The organism is Streptomyces sp. NRRL WC-3605, assembly GCF_001509795.1.
GTDB classification, from domain to species: Bacteria; Actinomycetota; Actinomycetes; order Streptomycetales; family Streptomycetaceae; genus Streptomyces; species Streptomyces viridochromogenes.
Map to the genome: position 1 here is coordinate 1 of NZ_LLZN01000091.1, position 16,287 is coordinate 16,287.

General features: G+C 72.2%; 17 protein-coding genes. 9 read left to right on the forward strand and 8 right to left on the reverse strand.

The genetic code is table 11. The features are described 5' to 3' along the window. A partial coding sequence (locus ADL34_RS35240) for a biotin carboxylase N-terminal domain-containing protein (RefSeq protein ID WP_279617129.1) occupies positions 1-97 on the reverse strand: 97 nt, incomplete at its 3' end. A gap of 394 nt (positions 98-491) precedes the next feature. Between ADL34_RS35240 and ADL34_RS28695 the strand changes: the two genes are divergently transcribed. Next, positions 492-986, forward strand: coding sequence for a hypothetical protein (locus tag ADL34_RS28695; RefSeq protein WP_062671631.1), 495 nt, complete (start codon positions 492-494; stop codon positions 984-986). Here ADL34_RS28695 and ADL34_RS28700 read toward each other — a convergent pair. From ADL34_RS28700 to ADL34_RS28710, 4 genes are all read right to left on the reverse strand, one after another. Next, positions 955-1,575 carry a Maf family protein gene (locus tag ADL34_RS28700; RefSeq protein WP_062671623.1) on the reverse strand — a complete coding sequence of 207 codons (621 nt, stop codon included), beginning with the start codon at positions 1,573-1,575 and terminating at the stop codon, positions 955-957. The genes ADL34_RS28695 and ADL34_RS28700 overlap by 32 nt on opposite strands. 31 nt (positions 1,576-1,606) lie before the next feature. Continuing rightward, the gene (mmpB, locus tag ADL34_RS37075; protein ID WP_086869350.1) at positions 1,607-1,735 is read right to left on the reverse strand and encodes a morphogenic membrane protein MmpB; all 129 of its coding nucleotides are present in this window, start codon (positions 1,733-1,735) and stop codon (positions 1,607-1,609) included. Positions 1,736-1,879: 144 nt separating this feature from the next. Next, a complete protein-coding gene (locus ADL34_RS28705) occupies positions 1,880-2,089 on the reverse strand; it encodes an acyl-CoA carboxylase epsilon subunit (protein ID WP_062671621.1) in 210 nt (69 codons plus the stop codon). Positions 2,090-2,106: 17 nt separating this feature from the next. After that, on the reverse strand, positions 2,107-3,693 hold the full coding sequence (locus ADL34_RS28710) for an acyl-CoA carboxylase subunit beta (RefSeq protein WP_062671619.1): 1,587 nt from the start codon (positions 3,691-3,693) through the stop codon (positions 2,107-2,109). Positions 3,694-3,804: 111 nt separating this feature from the next. Between ADL34_RS28710 and ADL34_RS28715 the strand changes: the two genes are divergently transcribed. Continuing rightward, complete coding sequence (locus tag ADL34_RS28715; RefSeq protein ID WP_062671617.1) at positions 3,805-4,665, forward strand: biotin--[acetyl-CoA-carboxylase] ligase; 861 nt, start codon at positions 3,805-3,807, stop codon at positions 4,663-4,665. A 224-nt stretch (positions 4,666-4,889) separates the two neighbouring features. Then, positions 4,890-6,014, forward strand: coding sequence for an adenylate/guanylate cyclase domain-containing protein (locus ADL34_RS28720; protein WP_062671615.1), 1,125 nt, complete (start codon positions 4,890-4,892; stop codon positions 6,012-6,014). Positions 6,015-6,033: 19 nt separating this feature from the next. Here ADL34_RS28720 and ADL34_RS28725 read toward each other — a convergent pair whose 3' ends face one another. Next, a complete protein-coding gene (locus ADL34_RS28725) occupies positions 6,034-6,549 on the reverse strand; it encodes a hypothetical protein (RefSeq protein WP_062671613.1) in 516 nt (171 codons plus the stop codon). A gap of 1,267 nt (positions 6,550-7,816) precedes the next feature. Between ADL34_RS28725 and ADL34_RS28730 the strand changes: the two genes are divergently transcribed. The 3 genes from ADL34_RS28730 to hutH all read left to right on the forward strand — a co-directional run bounded on the left by ADL34_RS28730 (position 7,817) and on the right by hutH (position 11,467). Beyond that, positions 7,817-8,617, forward strand: a complete 801-nt coding sequence (locus ADL34_RS28730) for an enoyl-CoA hydratase/isomerase family protein (protein ID WP_062671611.1) — start codon at positions 7,817-7,819, stop codon at positions 8,615-8,617. Between the two features lie 81 nt (positions 8,618-8,698). Continuing rightward, positions 8,699-9,847, forward strand: a complete 1,149-nt coding sequence (locus ADL34_RS28735) for a sensor domain-containing diguanylate cyclase (protein WP_062671609.1) — start codon at positions 8,699-8,701, stop codon at positions 9,845-9,847. 81 nt (positions 9,848-9,928) lie between these two features. After that, on the forward strand, positions 9,929-11,467 hold the full coding sequence (gene hutH / locus ADL34_RS28740; RefSeq protein ID WP_062671608.1) for a histidine ammonia-lyase: 1,539 nt from the start codon (positions 9,929-9,931) through the stop codon (positions 11,465-11,467). A 71-nt stretch (positions 11,468-11,538) separates the two neighbouring features. Here the strand turns inward: hutH and ADL34_RS28745 are convergent, their stop codons facing one another. Both ADL34_RS28745 and ADL34_RS28750 read right to left on the reverse strand, forming a co-directional pair. Next, complete coding sequence (locus ADL34_RS28745) at positions 11,539-12,342, reverse strand: hypothetical protein (RefSeq protein WP_199835650.1); 804 nt, start codon at positions 12,340-12,342, stop codon at positions 11,539-11,541. 42 nt (positions 12,343-12,384) lie between these two features. Next, positions 12,385-12,729, reverse strand: a complete 345-nt coding sequence (locus ADL34_RS28750; RefSeq protein ID WP_063892373.1) for a hypothetical protein — start codon at positions 12,727-12,729, stop codon at positions 12,385-12,387. A gap of 109 nt (positions 12,730-12,838) precedes the next feature. Between ADL34_RS28750 and ADL34_RS28755 the strand changes: the two genes are divergently transcribed. From ADL34_RS28755 to ADL34_RS28765, 3 genes are all read left to right on the forward strand, one after another. Then, positions 12,839-13,201 (forward strand): hypothetical protein, encoded by a 363-nt coding sequence (locus ADL34_RS28755; protein WP_062671606.1) that lies wholly within the window; start codon positions 12,839-12,841, stop codon positions 13,199-13,201. Positions 13,202-13,405: 204 nt separating this feature from the next. Next, complete coding sequence (locus tag ADL34_RS28760) at positions 13,406-14,665, forward strand: L,D-transpeptidase (RefSeq protein WP_062671605.1); 1,260 nt, start codon at positions 13,406-13,408, stop codon at positions 14,663-14,665. 136 nt (positions 14,666-14,801) lie between these two features. Next, positions 14,802-16,265: an ABC transporter permease gene (locus ADL34_RS28765; RefSeq protein ID WP_062671603.1), complete on the forward strand. Its 1,464-nt coding sequence runs from the start codon at positions 14,802-14,804 to the stop codon at positions 16,263-16,265. The last annotated feature ends 22 nt before the right edge of the window (positions 16,266-16,287 follow it).

The window sequence follows — 16,287 nt, forward strand, 5'->3', positions numbered from 1 at the left end:
CCGCGTAGACGGCCACGCTCGCGATCCCGGCGTCCCGGCAGGCCCGGGCCACGCGGACAGCGATTTCGCCACGGTTGGCGATGAGCACCTTGCGCACGATTGAGGCTCCCTCCTTGAAACAAGCCGAGTTTAGGGACTGCCGACACGGCACTTCGACCCGTCCCCAGTGGTGACCTTGCCCACACGGAGCGTGATTCCGGGTCGGTCCACCCTGCGAAATCCCATGTCGCGCCTCGGCACGCAGGTCTCTCCTGGGAAACCCTAGCCCTCCGCTGTGGTCAAGGTCTCTGTCATCACGTGCTGCGGGCCACTCGGTTTCTTTGTGGAATCCCTACGAATGGCCCAATGATTCTTTGCCCCCGCCCGAACCCTTGTCCCAAGGTTTACCCGTTAGTAGCGTTCGCGATGTCTCGAAACGTACTTGGGGTAACAGCGGCCGCGCCCGGATGGGCCGGGGCGGCGCTCGGTGAGCTCGGAAGTGGGTGGGACCGGTGGTGCGCAGGCCGGTGGCGTGGGTCGTGGCGGTCGTGCTCTTCGTGGAGGCGCTCGGCGTCGGGGCGCTGAACTGGTTCCTCGGGATCGTCGTCGACCGCCAGGACATGTCCCTGGCCGGTCTGGATCCTGACGTGATGTCGGTGTCGTCGAAGGTGGGCGGAGTCGTCTTCGGCGCCTACTTCGCTCTGTGCGGTCTGGTGGCTCTGCTCGTGGCCCTGCGCGACCGCGCGCCGGCCGGCTTCGGGCGTGTCCTGCTGATCAGCGCCGCCGTGGTGCACGCGCTGCTGGGCGCGTTCGCGTGGGGCCTGGTGGGCTGGACGGCGTTCCTCTTCATGGTCGTCGTGTTCGCCCTGATCGTGCTGGTGCTGATGACGTACGACGGTCAGGGCGCGCCCGCGAAGCCGGCCGAAGCCCCGTCCGCGGGGGACGGCGACGGCTCCGCGGACGGCGGCTCGCCGGTCACGCCTCCGCCGGCGCCCACAACTCCGTGATCCCGACGCCCAGCCGGCCGAGCAGCCGCCGGACCAGGGGCAGGCTGATGCCGATGACGTTGCCGTGGTCGCCCTCGATGCCGTCGATGAACGGGGCGGAGCGGCCGTCCAGGGTGAAGGCGCCCGCCACGTGCAGCGGTTCGCCGGAGGCCACGTACGCGGCGATCTCCTCGTCGGTCGGCTCGCCGAAGCGGACGACCGTGGAGGCGGTCGCCGACGCGTAGCGGCCGGTGGCGGTGTCGTAGACGCAGTGACCGGTCTGGAGCGTGCCCGCGCGGCCGCGCATGGCCTTCCAGCGGGCGGTGGCCTCCTCGGCGTCGGCCGGCTTGCCGAGGGGCTCCCCGTCGAGGTCGAGGACCGAGTCGCAGCCGATGACGAGGGCGCCCTGGACGTCGGGTCGTGCCGCCACGACGGACGCCTTCGCCTCGGCCAGCGCGAGGGCCAGCTCCGCGGGGGTGGGGGCGGTGACGGCGTCCTCGTCGACGCCGCTCACGATGACCTCCGGGGCCAGTCCGGCCTGGCGCAGGAGATTGAGCCGGGCGGGGGACTGGGAGGCGAGGACGAGTCGGCGGCGCGGCTGATCAGTCATGCCGTCAGCGTATCGGCGGGGCGGGCCGTGCTCACCTCAGCCCGATCACGATCATCGTCAGGACCATGGCCAGTGCCATGAGAACGCCCAGCCGTCGCAACCTGTCCTGCATCTCGCGCAGTTCCTCGGGCGGCTCGTTCTCGGGGTCGGACCACAGCATGCCTTCCATCGTCGGTCGGCCGCCGCGCCCGGCGCCTGAGTACGCGTACTCAGGTTCGGCCCGCCGCGGCTTCGGCGATCACCCGCACCCGGACGACGCCGGGTGCGAGGTGATGGCCGAAGCCGTCGGGGCCGCCTTCCAGCACTAGCCGGGCCAGTACGTACGGGCCCATGTGGCCGGGCCCGGCTGCGGCAGCCGGTGTGCGGCGATGCGGGACGGGTCCGACCACCCGTCCCGCGGCTCGGGTGCGCCGGGCGGCACGGCTGCCGCCGCCGCGGCGCGGGCGCGGACCACCGCCAGTGCGGCGGCCAGCTCCTCCGGTGTCGGGTTGCCCCGGACCACCTTGATGTTCATGACGGCTCCCAGCGGGACTAGAGGGGGATGTTGCCGTGCTTCTTCGGAGGCAGGGATTCCCGCTTCGTCCGCAGCTGACGCAGGCCGCGCACGATGTGCAGACGGGTGTCGGACGGCATGATCACCGCGTCGACGTACCCGCGTTCGGCCGCGACGTACGGGTTGAGCAGGGCGTCCTCGTACTCCCGCATGAGCCGCGCGCGGGTCGCCTCCGGGTCGTCCGACTCGGCGATGGTGCGGCGGTGCAGGATGTTGACGGCGCCCTGCGCGCCCATCACGGCGATCTGGGCCGTCGGCCAGGCCAGGTTGAGGTCGGCGCCCAGGTGCTTGGAGCCCATGACGTCGTAGGCGCCGCCGAACGCCTTGCGGGTGATGACCGTGATCAGCGGGACGGTCGCCTCGGCGTACGCGTAGATCAGCTTGGCGCCGCGGCGGATGATGCCGTCGTGCTCCTGGTCCACGCCCGGCAGGAAGCCGGGGACGTCGACGAAGGTCAGCACCGGCACGTTGAAGGCGTCGCAGGTCCGCACGAACCGCGCGGCCTTCTCCGAGGCGGCGATGTCCAGGCAGCCGGCGAACTGCATCGGCTGGTTGGCGACGATCCCGACGGGACGGCCCTCGACCCGGCCGAAACCGGTGACGATGTTCGGGGCGAACAGCGCCTGCGTCTCGAAGAACTCGCCGTCGTCCAGGACGTGCTCGATCACCGCGTGCATGTCGTACGGCTGGTTCGCGCTGTCCGGCACGATCGTGTCCAGCTCGCGGTCCTCGTCCGTGACCGACAGGTCCGCCTCCTCCGGGAACGCCGGGGGCTCGGACAGGTTGTTGGACGGCAGGTACGACAGCAGCTGCTTGACGTACTCGATGGCGTCCTTCTCGTCACCCGCCATGTGATGGGCCACGCCGGACGCGGAGTTGTGGGTGCGGGCGCCGCCCAGCTCCTCGAAGCCGACGTCCTCGCCGGTGACGGTCTTGATGACGTCCGGGCCGGTGATGAACATGTGCGAGGTCTGGTCGACCATCACCGTGAAGTCGGTGATCGCCGGGGAGTAGACCGCGCCGCCCGCACACGGGCCGACGACCAGGCTGATCTGCGGGATGACGCCGGAGGCGTGCGTGTTGCGGCGGAAGATCTCGCCGTACGCGCCCAGCGAGGCCACACCCTCCTGGATGCGGGCACCGCCGGAGTCGTTGATGCCGATGACCGGGCAGCCCGTCTTCAGCGCGAAGTCCATGACCTTGACGATCTTCTGGCCGTAGACCTCGCCGAGCGCGCCGCCGAAGACGGTGAAGTCCTGCGAGAACACGGCCACCGGGCGCCCGTCGACCGTGCCGTAGCCGGTCACCACGCCGTCGCCGTACGGGCGGTTCTTCTCGAGCCCGAAGTTGGTGGAGCGGTGCCGGGCGAACTCGTCGAGCTCGACGAACGAATCCTCGTCGAGGAGGAGTTCGATGCGCTCACGGGCCGTCAGCTTGCCCTTGGCGTGCTGCTTCTCGACGGCACGTGCGGAGCCGGCGTGCGTCGCTTCCTCGATGCGGCGCTGGAGATCCGCGAGCTTGCCCGCGGTGGTGTGGATGTCGATCTGCTCTTCCGGCTCGGACATCGGGATCGCGGCTCCCTGCCTGCTCAAAAGGGGGGACGGTTACTCATCCGTAGAGTAGTGGGGGGTCTCGGGATCAGCAGTGCGGCGTTTCACACACCTAGGGTGGCTTGCATGACGCCGCGAGATGCATCAGACGACAGCCGTTGGTCGGACCTGGACCGTCCGCCGCTCAACGCCGCCGCGCTGCGCCGGGGACTCGTCCGTGAGGGCGGACTCTGGCGCGACGTGCGGATCGTGGCGCGCACCGGCTCCACCAACACCGACCTGGTGGACCTGGCCACCAAGGGCGAGGCCGGGGAGGGCACGGTCCTGATCGCCGAGGAGCAGACGGCCGGCAAGGGCCGCCTCGACCGCGACTGGACGGCACCGGCCCGCTCCGGGCTGTTCTTCTCCGTCCTGCTGAACCCGGCCGGGGTGCCGGTGACCCGCTGGGGGTGGCTGCCGCTGCTGACCGGTGTCGCCGTGGCGACCGGGCTGTCGCGTGCGGCGGGCGTGGACACGGCACTCAAGTGGCCCAACGACCTGCTGGTGACCATCGGCGGCGAGGAGCGCAAGGCCGGCGGCATCCTGGCCGAGCGGGCCGGTGACGACGGCGTGGTCATCGGCGTCGGCATCAACGTGACCTTGCGGGCGGACGAGCTCCCGGTGCCCCAGGCGGGCTCGCTGGCGCTCGCGGGCGCCGTCAGCACCGACCGGGACCCCCTGCTGCGGGCCGTGCTGCGGTCCCTGGAGGAGTGGTACGGACGGTGGCTGGCCGCGACCGGCGACCCGGTGGCCAGCGGACTCCAGGAGACGTACGCGGCCGGGTGTGCGACGTTGGGCAAGCAGGTACGGGCCGAACTGCCGGGCGACCGGGCGATCACCGGGGAGGCCGTCGCGCTCGACGGCGACGGGCGGCTCGTGATCGCGACCGGGGAGGGCGTGCAGGAGCCGGTGGGCGCCGGCGACATCGTGCACCTGCGCCGGGCGTGACGGCGGCCGTACGGGCGCATCGGGTGCGGCAGGCGTGAAACCGGGCGCGAAGCGGAGGCCCGGCCGGGCCGGTGTGGACCGGATCGGACCGCGGCCGCCCGGGTACCCCACCAGCGGCGGTACGGCAGGGCCGGCTTTCCCCGACGGAGTGAGCTGGCGCACACCTGCCGTAAAGTGAAGGCCGGTCGCTTACTCGACCGCGGCAGATCGGAAGGGCAGCAGGCGTGACCGTCGACGACACGGGCTCCGGCGGGGACGGCCGCGTGGACCCCCACGCCGCCGAACCGGGCGAGGACCCCCTCGCCCTGCGCCTGGAACAGCTCATCCTCGGCGCCGAGCGGCGCTACACCCCGTTCCAGGCCGCCCGCAGCGCCGGGGTCTCCATGGAACTGGCGTCCCGCTTCTGGCGGGCCATGGGCTTCGCCGACATCGGGCAGGCCAAGGCGCTCACCGAGGCCGACGTGCTGGCGCTGCGGCGCCTGGCCGGTCTGGTCGAGGCGGGGCTGCTCAGCGAGGCCATGGCCGTGCAGGTGGCCCGCTCCACCGGGCAGACCACGGCCCGGCTCGCGGAGTGGCAGATCGACTCGTTCCTGGAGGGCCTGACCGAGCCGCCGGAACCCGGCATGACCCGTACCGAGGTCACGTATCCGCTGGTCGAGCTGCTGCTGCCCGAACTGGAGGAGTTCCTCGTCTACGTCTGGCGGCGCCAGCTGGCCGCCGCGACCGGCCGGGTCGTACAGGCAGCCGACGACGAGGAGATGGTGGACCGGCGGCTGGCCGTGGGCTTCGCCGACCTGGTCGGCTTCACGCGGCTGACCCGCCGGATGGAGGAGGAGGAGCTCGGCGAGCTCGTCGAGGCCTTCGAGACCACGGCGGCCGACCTGGTCGCCGCGAACGGCGGACGGCTGATCAAGACGCTCGGCGACGAGGTGCTGTACGCGGCCGACGACGCGGGCGTCGCGGCCGAGATCGCGCTGCGGCTCATCGAGACGATGGCCCACGACGAGACCATGCCGGAGCTGCGGGTCGGCATCGCCTTCGGAACCGTGACCACCCGGATGGGCGATGTCTTCGGCACGACGGTGAACCTCGCGTCCCGGCTGACCTCCATAGCCCCCCGCGACGCCGTCCTCGTGGACAGCGCGTTCGCGGAGGAGCTGATCCGGACCGCCGAGGCCCCCGCCTCGGAGGCCGAGGCGGCGGAGGCGGCCGCCACCGCCGAGAAGGAGGGCGAGGAGCCGCCGGCGTACCGGTTCGCGCTCCAGCCGATGTGGCAGCGCCCCGTGCGTGGCCTCGGGGTCGTCGAACCCTGGCTGCTGACCCGGAGGGCACCCGCCGGGGAGGAGTGAGCCCTCGGTCCGCGGCCTGTCAGTCCTGGCCGCCGCGGGAACCGAACAGATCGATGCAGAGCCCGATGACCGGCACGCAGACGCCGCGGTCGTCGGGCTCCGACGGTTGCGGAGCCGGTGTCGGCCTCGGGGACGCCGTGGGGCGGCCCGGCGCCGAGGGGTGCTGCGGCGTCGTGGGCGCGGGCCGGGACGGCTCGGTGGCGGCCGGCGGCGCCTGAGGAGGACGCACCGGCGTCGAGGCGTCACCCGTCGCGCCGGGCGCGGGGGACCCCGCCCCGCTCGCCGTCGCGGTCGGCACGAGGATCGAGCCGGCGGTGGGCGTGGTGCCCAGGCCGCCCATGGCCGAGGTGGCGGACGGGCTGGGGCGGGTGCGTTCGGACGGGGCGAGCGTGGCGGCGGCCTCCGTGGAGCGGTCCGTGCCGGTGCCGCCGCCCGTGCCGGTGCCGGGGGCGCCGGCGTCGATGGCGAGGTCCGGCGTGTCGGCGGGGTCCGCCGGCCCCAGCCCGGGAATCCCCGTCTCGGGCGCCAGCCGCACGAGACTCAGCGCCCCGGCGGCCAGCGCCAGCCCCCCGGCCGCGAGCAGGGCCTTGCGGTGCGGCCGCCGCCGATGCCGGCCCCGACGCCCGAGCCGGGGGTGGGCGGCCGTGTCGGCTTCGTCGGGGATGGCTTCGTCGGGGGTGGCTCCGGGCGCGCTCGGCTCCTGCGCCTGCGAGGCTGCGGCAGCGGGCGACCCCGGTGTCTTGGCCGGGGGTCGGTCCGGGCTGGGTGCGGCGGTTGTCTTCGTGGGCCGGGGCGACTCGGGGGCTGCGTCCGCTTCGTGTGACGGCTGCGGAGGCTTGGCTGCGGCTGCGGCTGCGGCTGCGGGCAGGGTCGGGGCTTTGGCCGGGGGCCGGTCCGGGATGGGGGCGGCCCCCTTGTTCGCCGGCGGCTGCGCAGGCTTGGCGGCGGCTGTGGGCAGGCCCGGGGCCTTCGCCGGGGACCCGTCCCGGCTGGGGTCGGCGGTGGCTCGCTTCGTGGGTCGGGGTGATCCGGGTGTGGCGCCCGTGTTCCCTGGCGGCTGCGGAGGCCTGGCCTCGGCCGTGGGTGGCTTCGGGGCGTGTGCCGGGTGCGCGGTCGGCTTCGATGCCTTGGCCTTGGTGGGCTGCGGATCGTGGCCGGCCCCGGCGGCAGCGGCCGGCTTCGAGGGCCGAGGTGGCTCGGCGGTCGGGCTCATGTCCGACGCCCGTACAGGCTTGGCCGGCCCCGGGGTCGGCTTCGGATCCGTGGTCTTCGCCGGAGCCTGGGCGGCCGTACCCGCAGCGGCCGGTGTCGAGGGAGCGACTGCCGTCGACGGAGCGGCCGGTGTCGTTGGAGCGGCTGCCGTCGTGGGTGCGGCCGGCGTCGAGGGAGCGGCTGGCGTCGCGGGGTGGGCCCTCGTTGCCAGGGGCACCGGTTTCGGGGTGCCGGACGGGCTGGTGTCCGGGGTCTGCGGTGACCCCGTTCCGTACGTCGTGGGCTGGACCGGCTGCGGGCTGCCCGCGTCCGCCTCCCGCGCCCCCGGTATCCGGCCCGGTGCCCGTTCCTTCGGTCTGTCTGCCGTGTTGCCCATCGCGTCCCCTCCCATCGCGCCTGTGCCCCCGAGGCGCCGTGGTGTCGGCACGTTATGCGGTGCTGTGGGAGGCGGAGCGGGACTTGGGCGGGATGTCACTCGAACGGGTGTCGGGGCGTGGTGCGGGACCCGCGCGTGGTGGGCCTTTCCCCGGAGAGGCCGGGCTGCGATGATCGGGGCGAGTGTTGTTAACCCGCGTTAACCGGAGGGTGTCATGAGTGAGGAGCGGTTCGGGGAGTTCGTCCTGGTGCGGCGGCACGGGGACGGGCATGTCGCGGAGCTGGCCCTCGACCGGCCCAAGGCCATGAACGCCGTCTCGACGGAGATGGCCCGGTCGATCGCGGCTGCGTGCGCCGCGCTGGGCGCCGACCGTGACGTACGGGTCGTGGTGGTCACCTCCACGCACGAGCGGGCGTTCTGCGTCGGGGCGGACCTGAAGGAGCGCAACTCCTTCAGCGACGCCGACCTGGTGCGGCAGCGCCCGGTGGCGCGCGGCGCGTACACGGGCGTGCTGGAGCTGCCCGTGCCGACCGTCGCCGCCGTGCACGGCTTCGCGCTGGGCGGCGGCTTCGAGCTGGCGCTGTCCTGCGACGTGATCGTCGCCGACCCGACGGCCGTGGTGGGCCTGCCCGAGGTGTCGGTCGGCGTGATCCCCGGGGGCGGCGGTACGCAGCTGCTGCCGCGCCGGGTCGGGGCGGCCCGCGCGGCCGAGCTGATCTTCACCGCGCGCCGGGTCGAGGCCCCGGAGGCCCGTGAGCTGGGCCTCGTCGACGTGCTCGTCGAGGAGGGGCGCGACCGCGAGGAGGCCCTGGCGCTGGGCGGGCGGATGGCGGCCAACTCGCCGGTGGGACTGCGGGCCGCGAAGAAGGCGCTGCGCCTCGGCTTCGGGATGGATCTGCGGGCCGGGCTGGAGGTCGAGGACGCGGCCTGGCGGTCGGTGGCGTTCTCGGGGGATCGCGCGGAGGGTGTGGCCGCCTTCAATGAGAAGCGCAGACCCCAGTGGCCCGGGGAGTGACGGGCGCGGTCGTGTCCCGGTGAGCGCCCCGTTCGCCACACCAATCTCCCAAAGAAGGGCAAAGCTCCCTAGCCTGGGGTGATGGGTGAGGACAGACGGCTCGCGGCCGTGGTCGCGTTGGCCCAGGGGATGGCGGCGGCGCACACCCCGCGCGAGTCCTGGCGGGCGGCCGCACTCGGGGCGTGCCGGGCGCTGGCGGGGAGTTTCGCCGCGCTGTCGGTGTGGGAGCGCGAGCTCGGGCGGTTGCGCGTCCTCGTGAATGTGGGGGACCGCACCCAGGGCGAGGAGGAGTTCCCGGCCGAGGAGACGTATCCCGTCCATCAGTTCCCGGAGATCACCGAGTTCCTGCACGAGCGGTGGGCGGCCGGCGGTGAGCCCGACGCCTGGGTGGAGACGGCCGAGGGTCCCTCCGCGGGCGACCCCGGGTACTGCCACCAGCGGGTCGCCGCGCTGCGCCGGCGCGGCCGTGGCTGCTGTGTGGTCGCTCCGATCGTGCTGCACGGGCGGGCCTGGGGGGAGCTGTATGTGGCGCGCCCCGCCGGGGTGCCCGTCTTCGGGCGCGGCGACGCCGACTTCGCGACCGTGCTGGCCTCGGTGGTGGCCGCCGGGCTCGCGCAGACCGAGCGGCTGGAGGAGGCCCGGCGGCTGGCGTTCACCGACTCCCTCACCGGACTGGCCAACCGCCGCGCCGTGGACGTCCGGCTGGAGGAGGCCGTGGAGCGGCATCGCGTCGACGGGGTCGTCGTCTCCCTCGTCGTGTGCGACCTGAACGGGCTCAAGCGGGTCAACGACACCCAGGGGCACGCCGTCGGCGACCGGCTGCTGGAGCGGTTCGGGTCGGTGCTGTCGCTGTGCGGGGCCATGCTGCCGGGCGCGCTCGCCGCCCGGCTCGGCGGGGACGAGTTCTGCCTGCTGGTGGTCGGTTCCCCGGCGGACGACGTGGTCAAGGCGGCCGACGAACTGTGTCGCCGGGCGGCAGAGTTGGAGCTGGGGGAGGGGGTGGCGTGCGGGGTCGCGTCCACCGAGGACCCGATCGGACCGGTGCGCAGCGCGCGGCGGCTGTTCCGGCTGGCGGACGCGGCCCAGTACCGTGCCAAGGCGCTGCGGGCCGAGCGGCCCGTGGTCGCGGGGCGCGAGGGGCCGGACGATCCGGTGGTACGGCTCGCCGACGCGGAGCCCTCCGGGGAGGGGGCCGTGGAGCGGCGGCGGTTCCGCGGGCGGGTGCCGTGACCGGGGCGGCCCGGTAAGGGGTGGAGCGGCCACCCACTAGTGACATCTTCGTCTTCACTGCGTACGCTCCTGAATATGGATATGCACACTGTGGTGGTGGGGACGTCCGGGGTCACCGCGTCCGACGTCCTCGCCGTGGCACGCGGCGGAGCCCGCGTCGAGCTGTCGTCGCAGGCGATCGAGGCCCTCGCCGCCGCCCGCGAGATCGTGGACGCGCTGGCGGCCAAGCCCGAGCCCGTCTACGGCGTCTCCACCGGTTTCGGCGCCCTCGCGACCCGGCACATCAGCCCGGAGCTGCGGGCCCAGCTGCAGCGCAACATCGTCCGCTCGCACGCCGCGGGCATGGGCCCCCGGGTGGAGCGGGAGGTCGTCCGGGCGCTGATGTTCCTGCGTCTGAAGACCGTCTGCTCGGGCCACACGGGCGTACGGCCGGAGGTCGCGCAGACCATGGCCGACGTCCTCAACGCCGGGATCACGCCCGTCGTCCACGAGTACGGCTCCCTCGGCTGCTCCGGCGACCTCGCCCCGCTGTCGCACTGCGCCCTCGCGCTGATGGGCGAGGGCGACGCCGAGGGCCCCGACGGTGTCGTGCGGCCCGCCCGCGACCTCCTCGCCGCGCACGGCATCGAGCCCGTCGAACTGCGCGAGAAGGAGGGCCTCGCCCTCCTCAACGGCACCGACGGCATGCTCGGCATGCTGGTCATGGCCCTCGCCGACCTCGACACCCTCTACAAGTCCGCCGACGTCACCGCCGCCCTCTCGCTGGAGGCCCTCCTCGGCACCGACCGGGTGCTGGCGCCCGAGCTGCACGCCATCCGCCCGCACCCGGGGCAGGGTGCCTCCGCCGCCAACATGGCCGCCGTGCTGAAGGGTTCGGAGCTCACCGGGCACCACCAGGACGACGCGCCCCGCGTCCAGGACGCCTACTCCGTGCGCTGCGCCCCGCAGGTCGCCGGCGCCGGGCGGGACACGATCGCGCACGCCCGGCTGGTCGCCGAGCGCGAACTGGCCTCGGCCGTCGACAACCCCGTGGTGCTGCCCGACGGCCGCGTGGAGTCCAACGGCAACTTCCACGGGGCGCCCGTCGCCTACGTGCTCGACTTCCTCGCCATCGCCGCCGCCGACCTCGCGTCCATCGCCGAGCGCCGCACCGACCGGCTGCTGGACAAGAACCGCAGCCACGGGCTGCCGCCGTTCCTCGCCGACGACGCCGGTGTCGACTCGGGCCTGATGATCGCCCAGTACACGCAGGCCGCCCTGGTCAGCGAGATGAAGCGGCTGGCCGTGCCCGCCTCGGCGGACTCGATCCCGTCGTCCGCCATGCAGGAGGACCACGTCTCGATGGGCTGGTCGGCGGCCCGCAAGCTGCGCACCGCCGTCGGCAACCTTGCGCGTGTCCTCGCCGTCGAGCTGTACGCGGCCACCCGCGCGATAGAGCTGCGCGACGGGCTCACCCCGGCGCCGGCCTCCCGCCAGGTCATCGACGCCGCGCGGACGGCGGGCGTCCAGGGCGCCGGGCCCGACCGGTTCCTCGCCCCCGACCTCGAAGCGGCGGACGCCTTCGTGCGTACCGGGCAGCTGGTCGCGGCGGTGGAGAAGGTCACCGGTCCGCTGCTGTGAGCCGGCGGCCGTCCCCGTGACGGCAAAAGGGGCCCCGTCGTGCGACAGGGCCCCTTTGTGGCGTGCGGACGTTACTTCAGCTTGGCCGCCTGCGCATCGATGACGGCGGCGGGGACGCTGTACGTCTTGTCCGTCATCATCAGGCCGATGTTCATCGTGTAGTACGTCGCGATCGTCGCGCCGTGCCGCACCACCTCGACGTGGGTCGTGGCGACGTCACCGTCCTCGGCGTCGCTCGACACCGTGAACGCGACCGACTCGTCGCCCGCGCCGGACGCCTTCTCGGAGGTGAGCTTGGTGAGCTTCTGGTCCGTGCCCTGGATGGTCAGGGTGAAGCCGCCCGCGCAGCCGTCCACCGCGTCCGACACGGACTTGAAGGTCTGCTCGGCACCGTCACCGTCGTACGAGGACAGGCCGACGACGGTCATGTCCAGGCTCATCGCGTCGGTGAGCGAGTCCTCGATCTCACCCTCCGTCAGGTCCTCCAGGGACTTGGAGGCGTTGTCGGTGGGCTTCTGCTTGTCCTGCTGGACCATGACGGCCGCGTTCGAGGCCGAGTCGCCCGGCGCCATGCCGCCCATGGCGTAGGCGATCGGCGCGCACTTCTCGTCGGCGCTCTTGATCTGGTCCTTGGACTTCGGCAGTTGCTTGCCGGAGGCGTCCACCTTGTAGCCCTCGACATCGCCGTCGGCGATGATCGCCTTCTTCAATTCCGCGGCGCTGAGCGCCTTCGCGGCCTTCGTGTCCTTCGCGGCCTGCCCGTCCGACGCGTTCGACGCGTCGTCAGACCCCCCACCGCAACCCGTGACAAGGGCGAGCGACAGCGCGCTCACGGCAACCGTGGCGGCTACACGCACGCCCGATGATCTCTTCATGATCGGACTATGAAGGCCGCGTCAAAGAATCGTCAAGATATTTCAGAAACCGAGATGTTCGCGACGCACCGAGTAGGCGACGAACCCCGCGCCGAGCGCGAGGAAGGCCGTCCCGCCCACGATGTACGGGGTGGTGTCGAAGCTTCCGGTATCGGCGAGCCGGGTGTCCTGTGCACTCTCGGCGGTGCCGTCCGTGCTGGTGGAGGCGGCGCGCGCCTGCTGGGTCACCTGGACGGAGGGGGTCGCCGTGGGTTCCGTTCTCGCCGGTTCCCCACCTGTGGCGTTGGCGGAGGGCACGAACCACAGGGCGCCCAGCAGGGCTCCCGCGGCGGTGGCGGTCAGCAGCGATCGGCGTGCGGTGGACGACGATCGGTGAGCGGCGGACACGGAATATCGATCCCCTTGCGCTAGCGGCGAATTGGCCGTGTGGGCCGATGGTAGTGAAAGTCGCGGGTCACGGGAAAGTCACGGGAGAAATGAGCCGTACGCTCCGGGTATGAGTACACCGGAAAACACGCGTTTTGTACGTCTTCGTCTGGAGCTCGTCGTGGAGGTGGACGACGAGGGGGCCGTGCGGGACGCCGCGCTGGGGCGCATCGAGGGCGAGGCCGCCGAGGGTGGTCTGCCCGAGGACGAGCGGGCGCACGCCGAGACCGCTGTGACGGAAGACACTGCGGAGGCGCTGGCCTATCTCGTGGATCCGTTCGACCTGGTCAGTGAGGTGCCGGGGATCGAGCTCACCCAGGCCTCCTGGTCGACCGAGTCCATCGACTACGACCCGGATTCGCCCGAGTGGGACCTCGGCGAGGATGATGGCGAGGAGGACTTCGACGACGAAGAGCCCACGCGGGCCGGCTGAGGCGTCTTGGGGAAATCGTGACCCCGGACGGCAACCGCCGCCCGGGGTTCCGTCGTCTCATGGGGCGCACGCACCGAGACCAGCACCACCGGACACGACCGAGGTGGTGTGCCCCACACATGACAGGGATGTGGAACGGGACGGACCGGTCGTAGCGTTGAAGATCCTTGACGGGGCTCTCGGGCGTATGGGGATTCGGGAACGATGGAGAAGCGTGTGATGACGAAAAGCAAGCGGCGCAAGGGCCTGGCGGCCGCGTCCGCTCTGCTCGGCGGTGTCCTGGTGCTCTCGGCCTGCTCGGGCGGTGACGACGGCGCCTCGGGCGGCGGCGACACCTCGCAGGCCAAGGTCGACGAGGCCGCAGCCAAGAAGACCTCCGAGGCGCAGATCAAGATCACGCCGAAGGACGGTACCGACAACGCCTCCATCAACAACTCCGCCGCCGTCACCGTGAGCAAGGGATCGCTCACGGAGGTCAAGATGACGACCGCCGACGGTGCCGCCGTCGAGGGTCAGATATCCGCGGACAAGACGAGCTGGAAGCCCAGCGGCCCGCTGAAGCGCTCGACGACCTACAAGATCCAGGTGACCGCCAAGGACGCCAAGGGCCTGGAGGCCCACGAGAACGGCTCCTTCACCACCGTCTCCCCGGACAACAGCTTCCTCGGCTACTTCACGCCGGAGGACGGCTCCACCGTCGGTGTCGGGATGCCCGTGTCGATCAACTTCGACAAGGCGATCACCAACAAGGCCGCCGTGCAGAAGGCCGTCTCCGTCAACTCCACCAGCGGCCAGGAAGTCGTCTGCCACTGGTTCAACGACAAGCGCATGGACTGCCGCCCCCAGGACTACTGGAAGGAAGGCTCCACGGTCACCCTGAAGATGGCCCTGGACGGCGTCGAGGGCGCCGACGGCGTCTACGGCGTCCAGCAGAAGACGGTCAACTTCAAGATCGGCCGCAACCAGGTCTCCTACGTCGACGCGAAGACCAAGCAGATGCGCGTCACGCAGAACGGCAAGGTCGTCAAGACCATTCCGATCTCGGCCGGCTCCCCGGACAACAAGACGTACGAAGGCGTCATGGTGATGTCGGAGAAGTTCAAGGAGACGCGCATGAACGGCGCGACCGTGGGCTTCACGGACGACGACGGCAAGGGCGAGTACGACATCAAGGACGTGCCGCATGCCATCCGCCTGTCCACCTCGGGCACCTTCATCCACGGCAACTACTGGGGCGCCAAGTCGATCTTCGGCAGCGTGAACACCAGCCACGGCTGTGTCGGCCTGTCCGACACCAAGGGCGCCAACGACAAGGGCACCGCCGGGTACTGGTTCTTCAACAACTCCATGGTCGGTGACGTCGTCGTCGTCCAGAACACCGGCGACAAGACCATCGCCCCGGACAACGGCCTCAACGGCTGGAACCTCGACTGGGCCCAGTGGAAGGCCGGCTCGGCCGTCTGAGCCACCCCCGTCCCCCGCACGACCCGATGCCGCCCCCAGGGGCGGCATCGGCGTTTCCGGGACCGTACGGGCCTTCTCATCCCCCTCTTATCGCGGCCTTATCGCGTCATCAGGCGCCGCCCATAGCTTGCGGCGCATGTTCTTCACCTACCTGAGGCGCGAGCTGCGCCGCCGCCGAAAGGCGGCCCTCGTCGTCGCTTCCGGGCTCGCGCTGGGCATCGCGCTGGTCATCGTGGTCACCTCGGTGTCCTCCGGCATGAGCAGGGCCCAGGACAAGGTCCTGCAGTCCCTGTACGGCCTGGGCACGGACATGACCGTCACCAAGGCCGCCGAGCCCGCGCCGAGCGCGTCGGAGCGCCCGCGCTTCCGGTTCGACGCCCGGGACGACGACTCCGGCGACGAGCAGTCCAGCGACCTCGTCATGGTCCAGGGCTTCCAGACGCTGCCCGCCTCCACCGTCACGAAGGTCGGCAGGCAGGAGGGTGTCGCCGACGCGGTCGGCGGGCTCAGTCTGCACGTCCTCAAGGTCAGCGGCGAGTTCACCCGCGGCCGGTTCCAGCAGGACGGGAACGGCGGGCAGCGCGCTCCCGGACAGGGCGGCACCGGGCAGCCGCAGGGCGAAGTGCGCGGCGGCGGCGCCGACTTCGACGTCAACAGCTACTCCGTCTACGGCGCCGACGTCACCAGGACCGGCCTCGGCCCCCTGACCACCTCGAAGATCACCAGCGGCCGCACGTTCAAGGCGACGGAGACCGACGCGAAGGTCGTGATCGCCGACACCTCCTACGCCAAGGAGAAGAAGCTCAGGACCGGCTCGACCGTCACGGTCAAGGGCACGAAGTTCACGGTCATCGGCATCGCCACCCCCGACAGCGGGGACGCGGCGGCCAACCTGTACATGCCGCTGAAGCGGGCGCAGACCCTCGCCGACGCCGAGGACGAGGTCACCACCATCTATGTGCGGGCCACCGGCTCCCAGCACATCGACGCCGTGAAGTCGGCCATCCAGACGCACGTCTCCGGTACGACGGTGACGACCTCCGCCGACCTCGCGGACACGGTGTCCGGCTCCCTGTCCACGGCGTCCTCGCTCGCCACCCGCGTCGGCACCTGGCTGTCCGTCGCGGTGCTCGTGGCCGCGTTCCTGGTGGCCGGGCTGCTGACCTCCTCGGCGGTCTCGCGCCGGGTGCGGGAGTTCGGCACCCTCAAGGCGCTCGGCTGGAAGTCGGGCCGGGTGACCCGGCAGGTCGTCGGCGAGGCGGTCGTCAACGGCCTGCTCGGCGGCGTCCTGGGCATCGCGGTCGGCCTGGCCGGCGCCTACGCGGTGACCGCCGTCAGCCCGACGCTCCAGGCGGAGCTGGGCGGCGGCGGCCCCGGGGGAGGCGGCATGAGCGGACCCGCCGGAGGGGGCGGCTTCGGCGGCCCCGCGCGGGAGAGCGCGGCCCGGACGCTGGAGGTCGCCCTGACCGCGCCGGTCAGCCTCACCACGGTGGGCCTGGCGGTCGGCCTCGCGGTGGCGGGCGGCCTGATCGCGGGCGCGTTCGGCGGCTGGCGGGCCTCACGGCTGCGCCCCGCGGACGCACTACGCCGCGTCGAGTAGCGGCCGGGAACGACGCCCACCA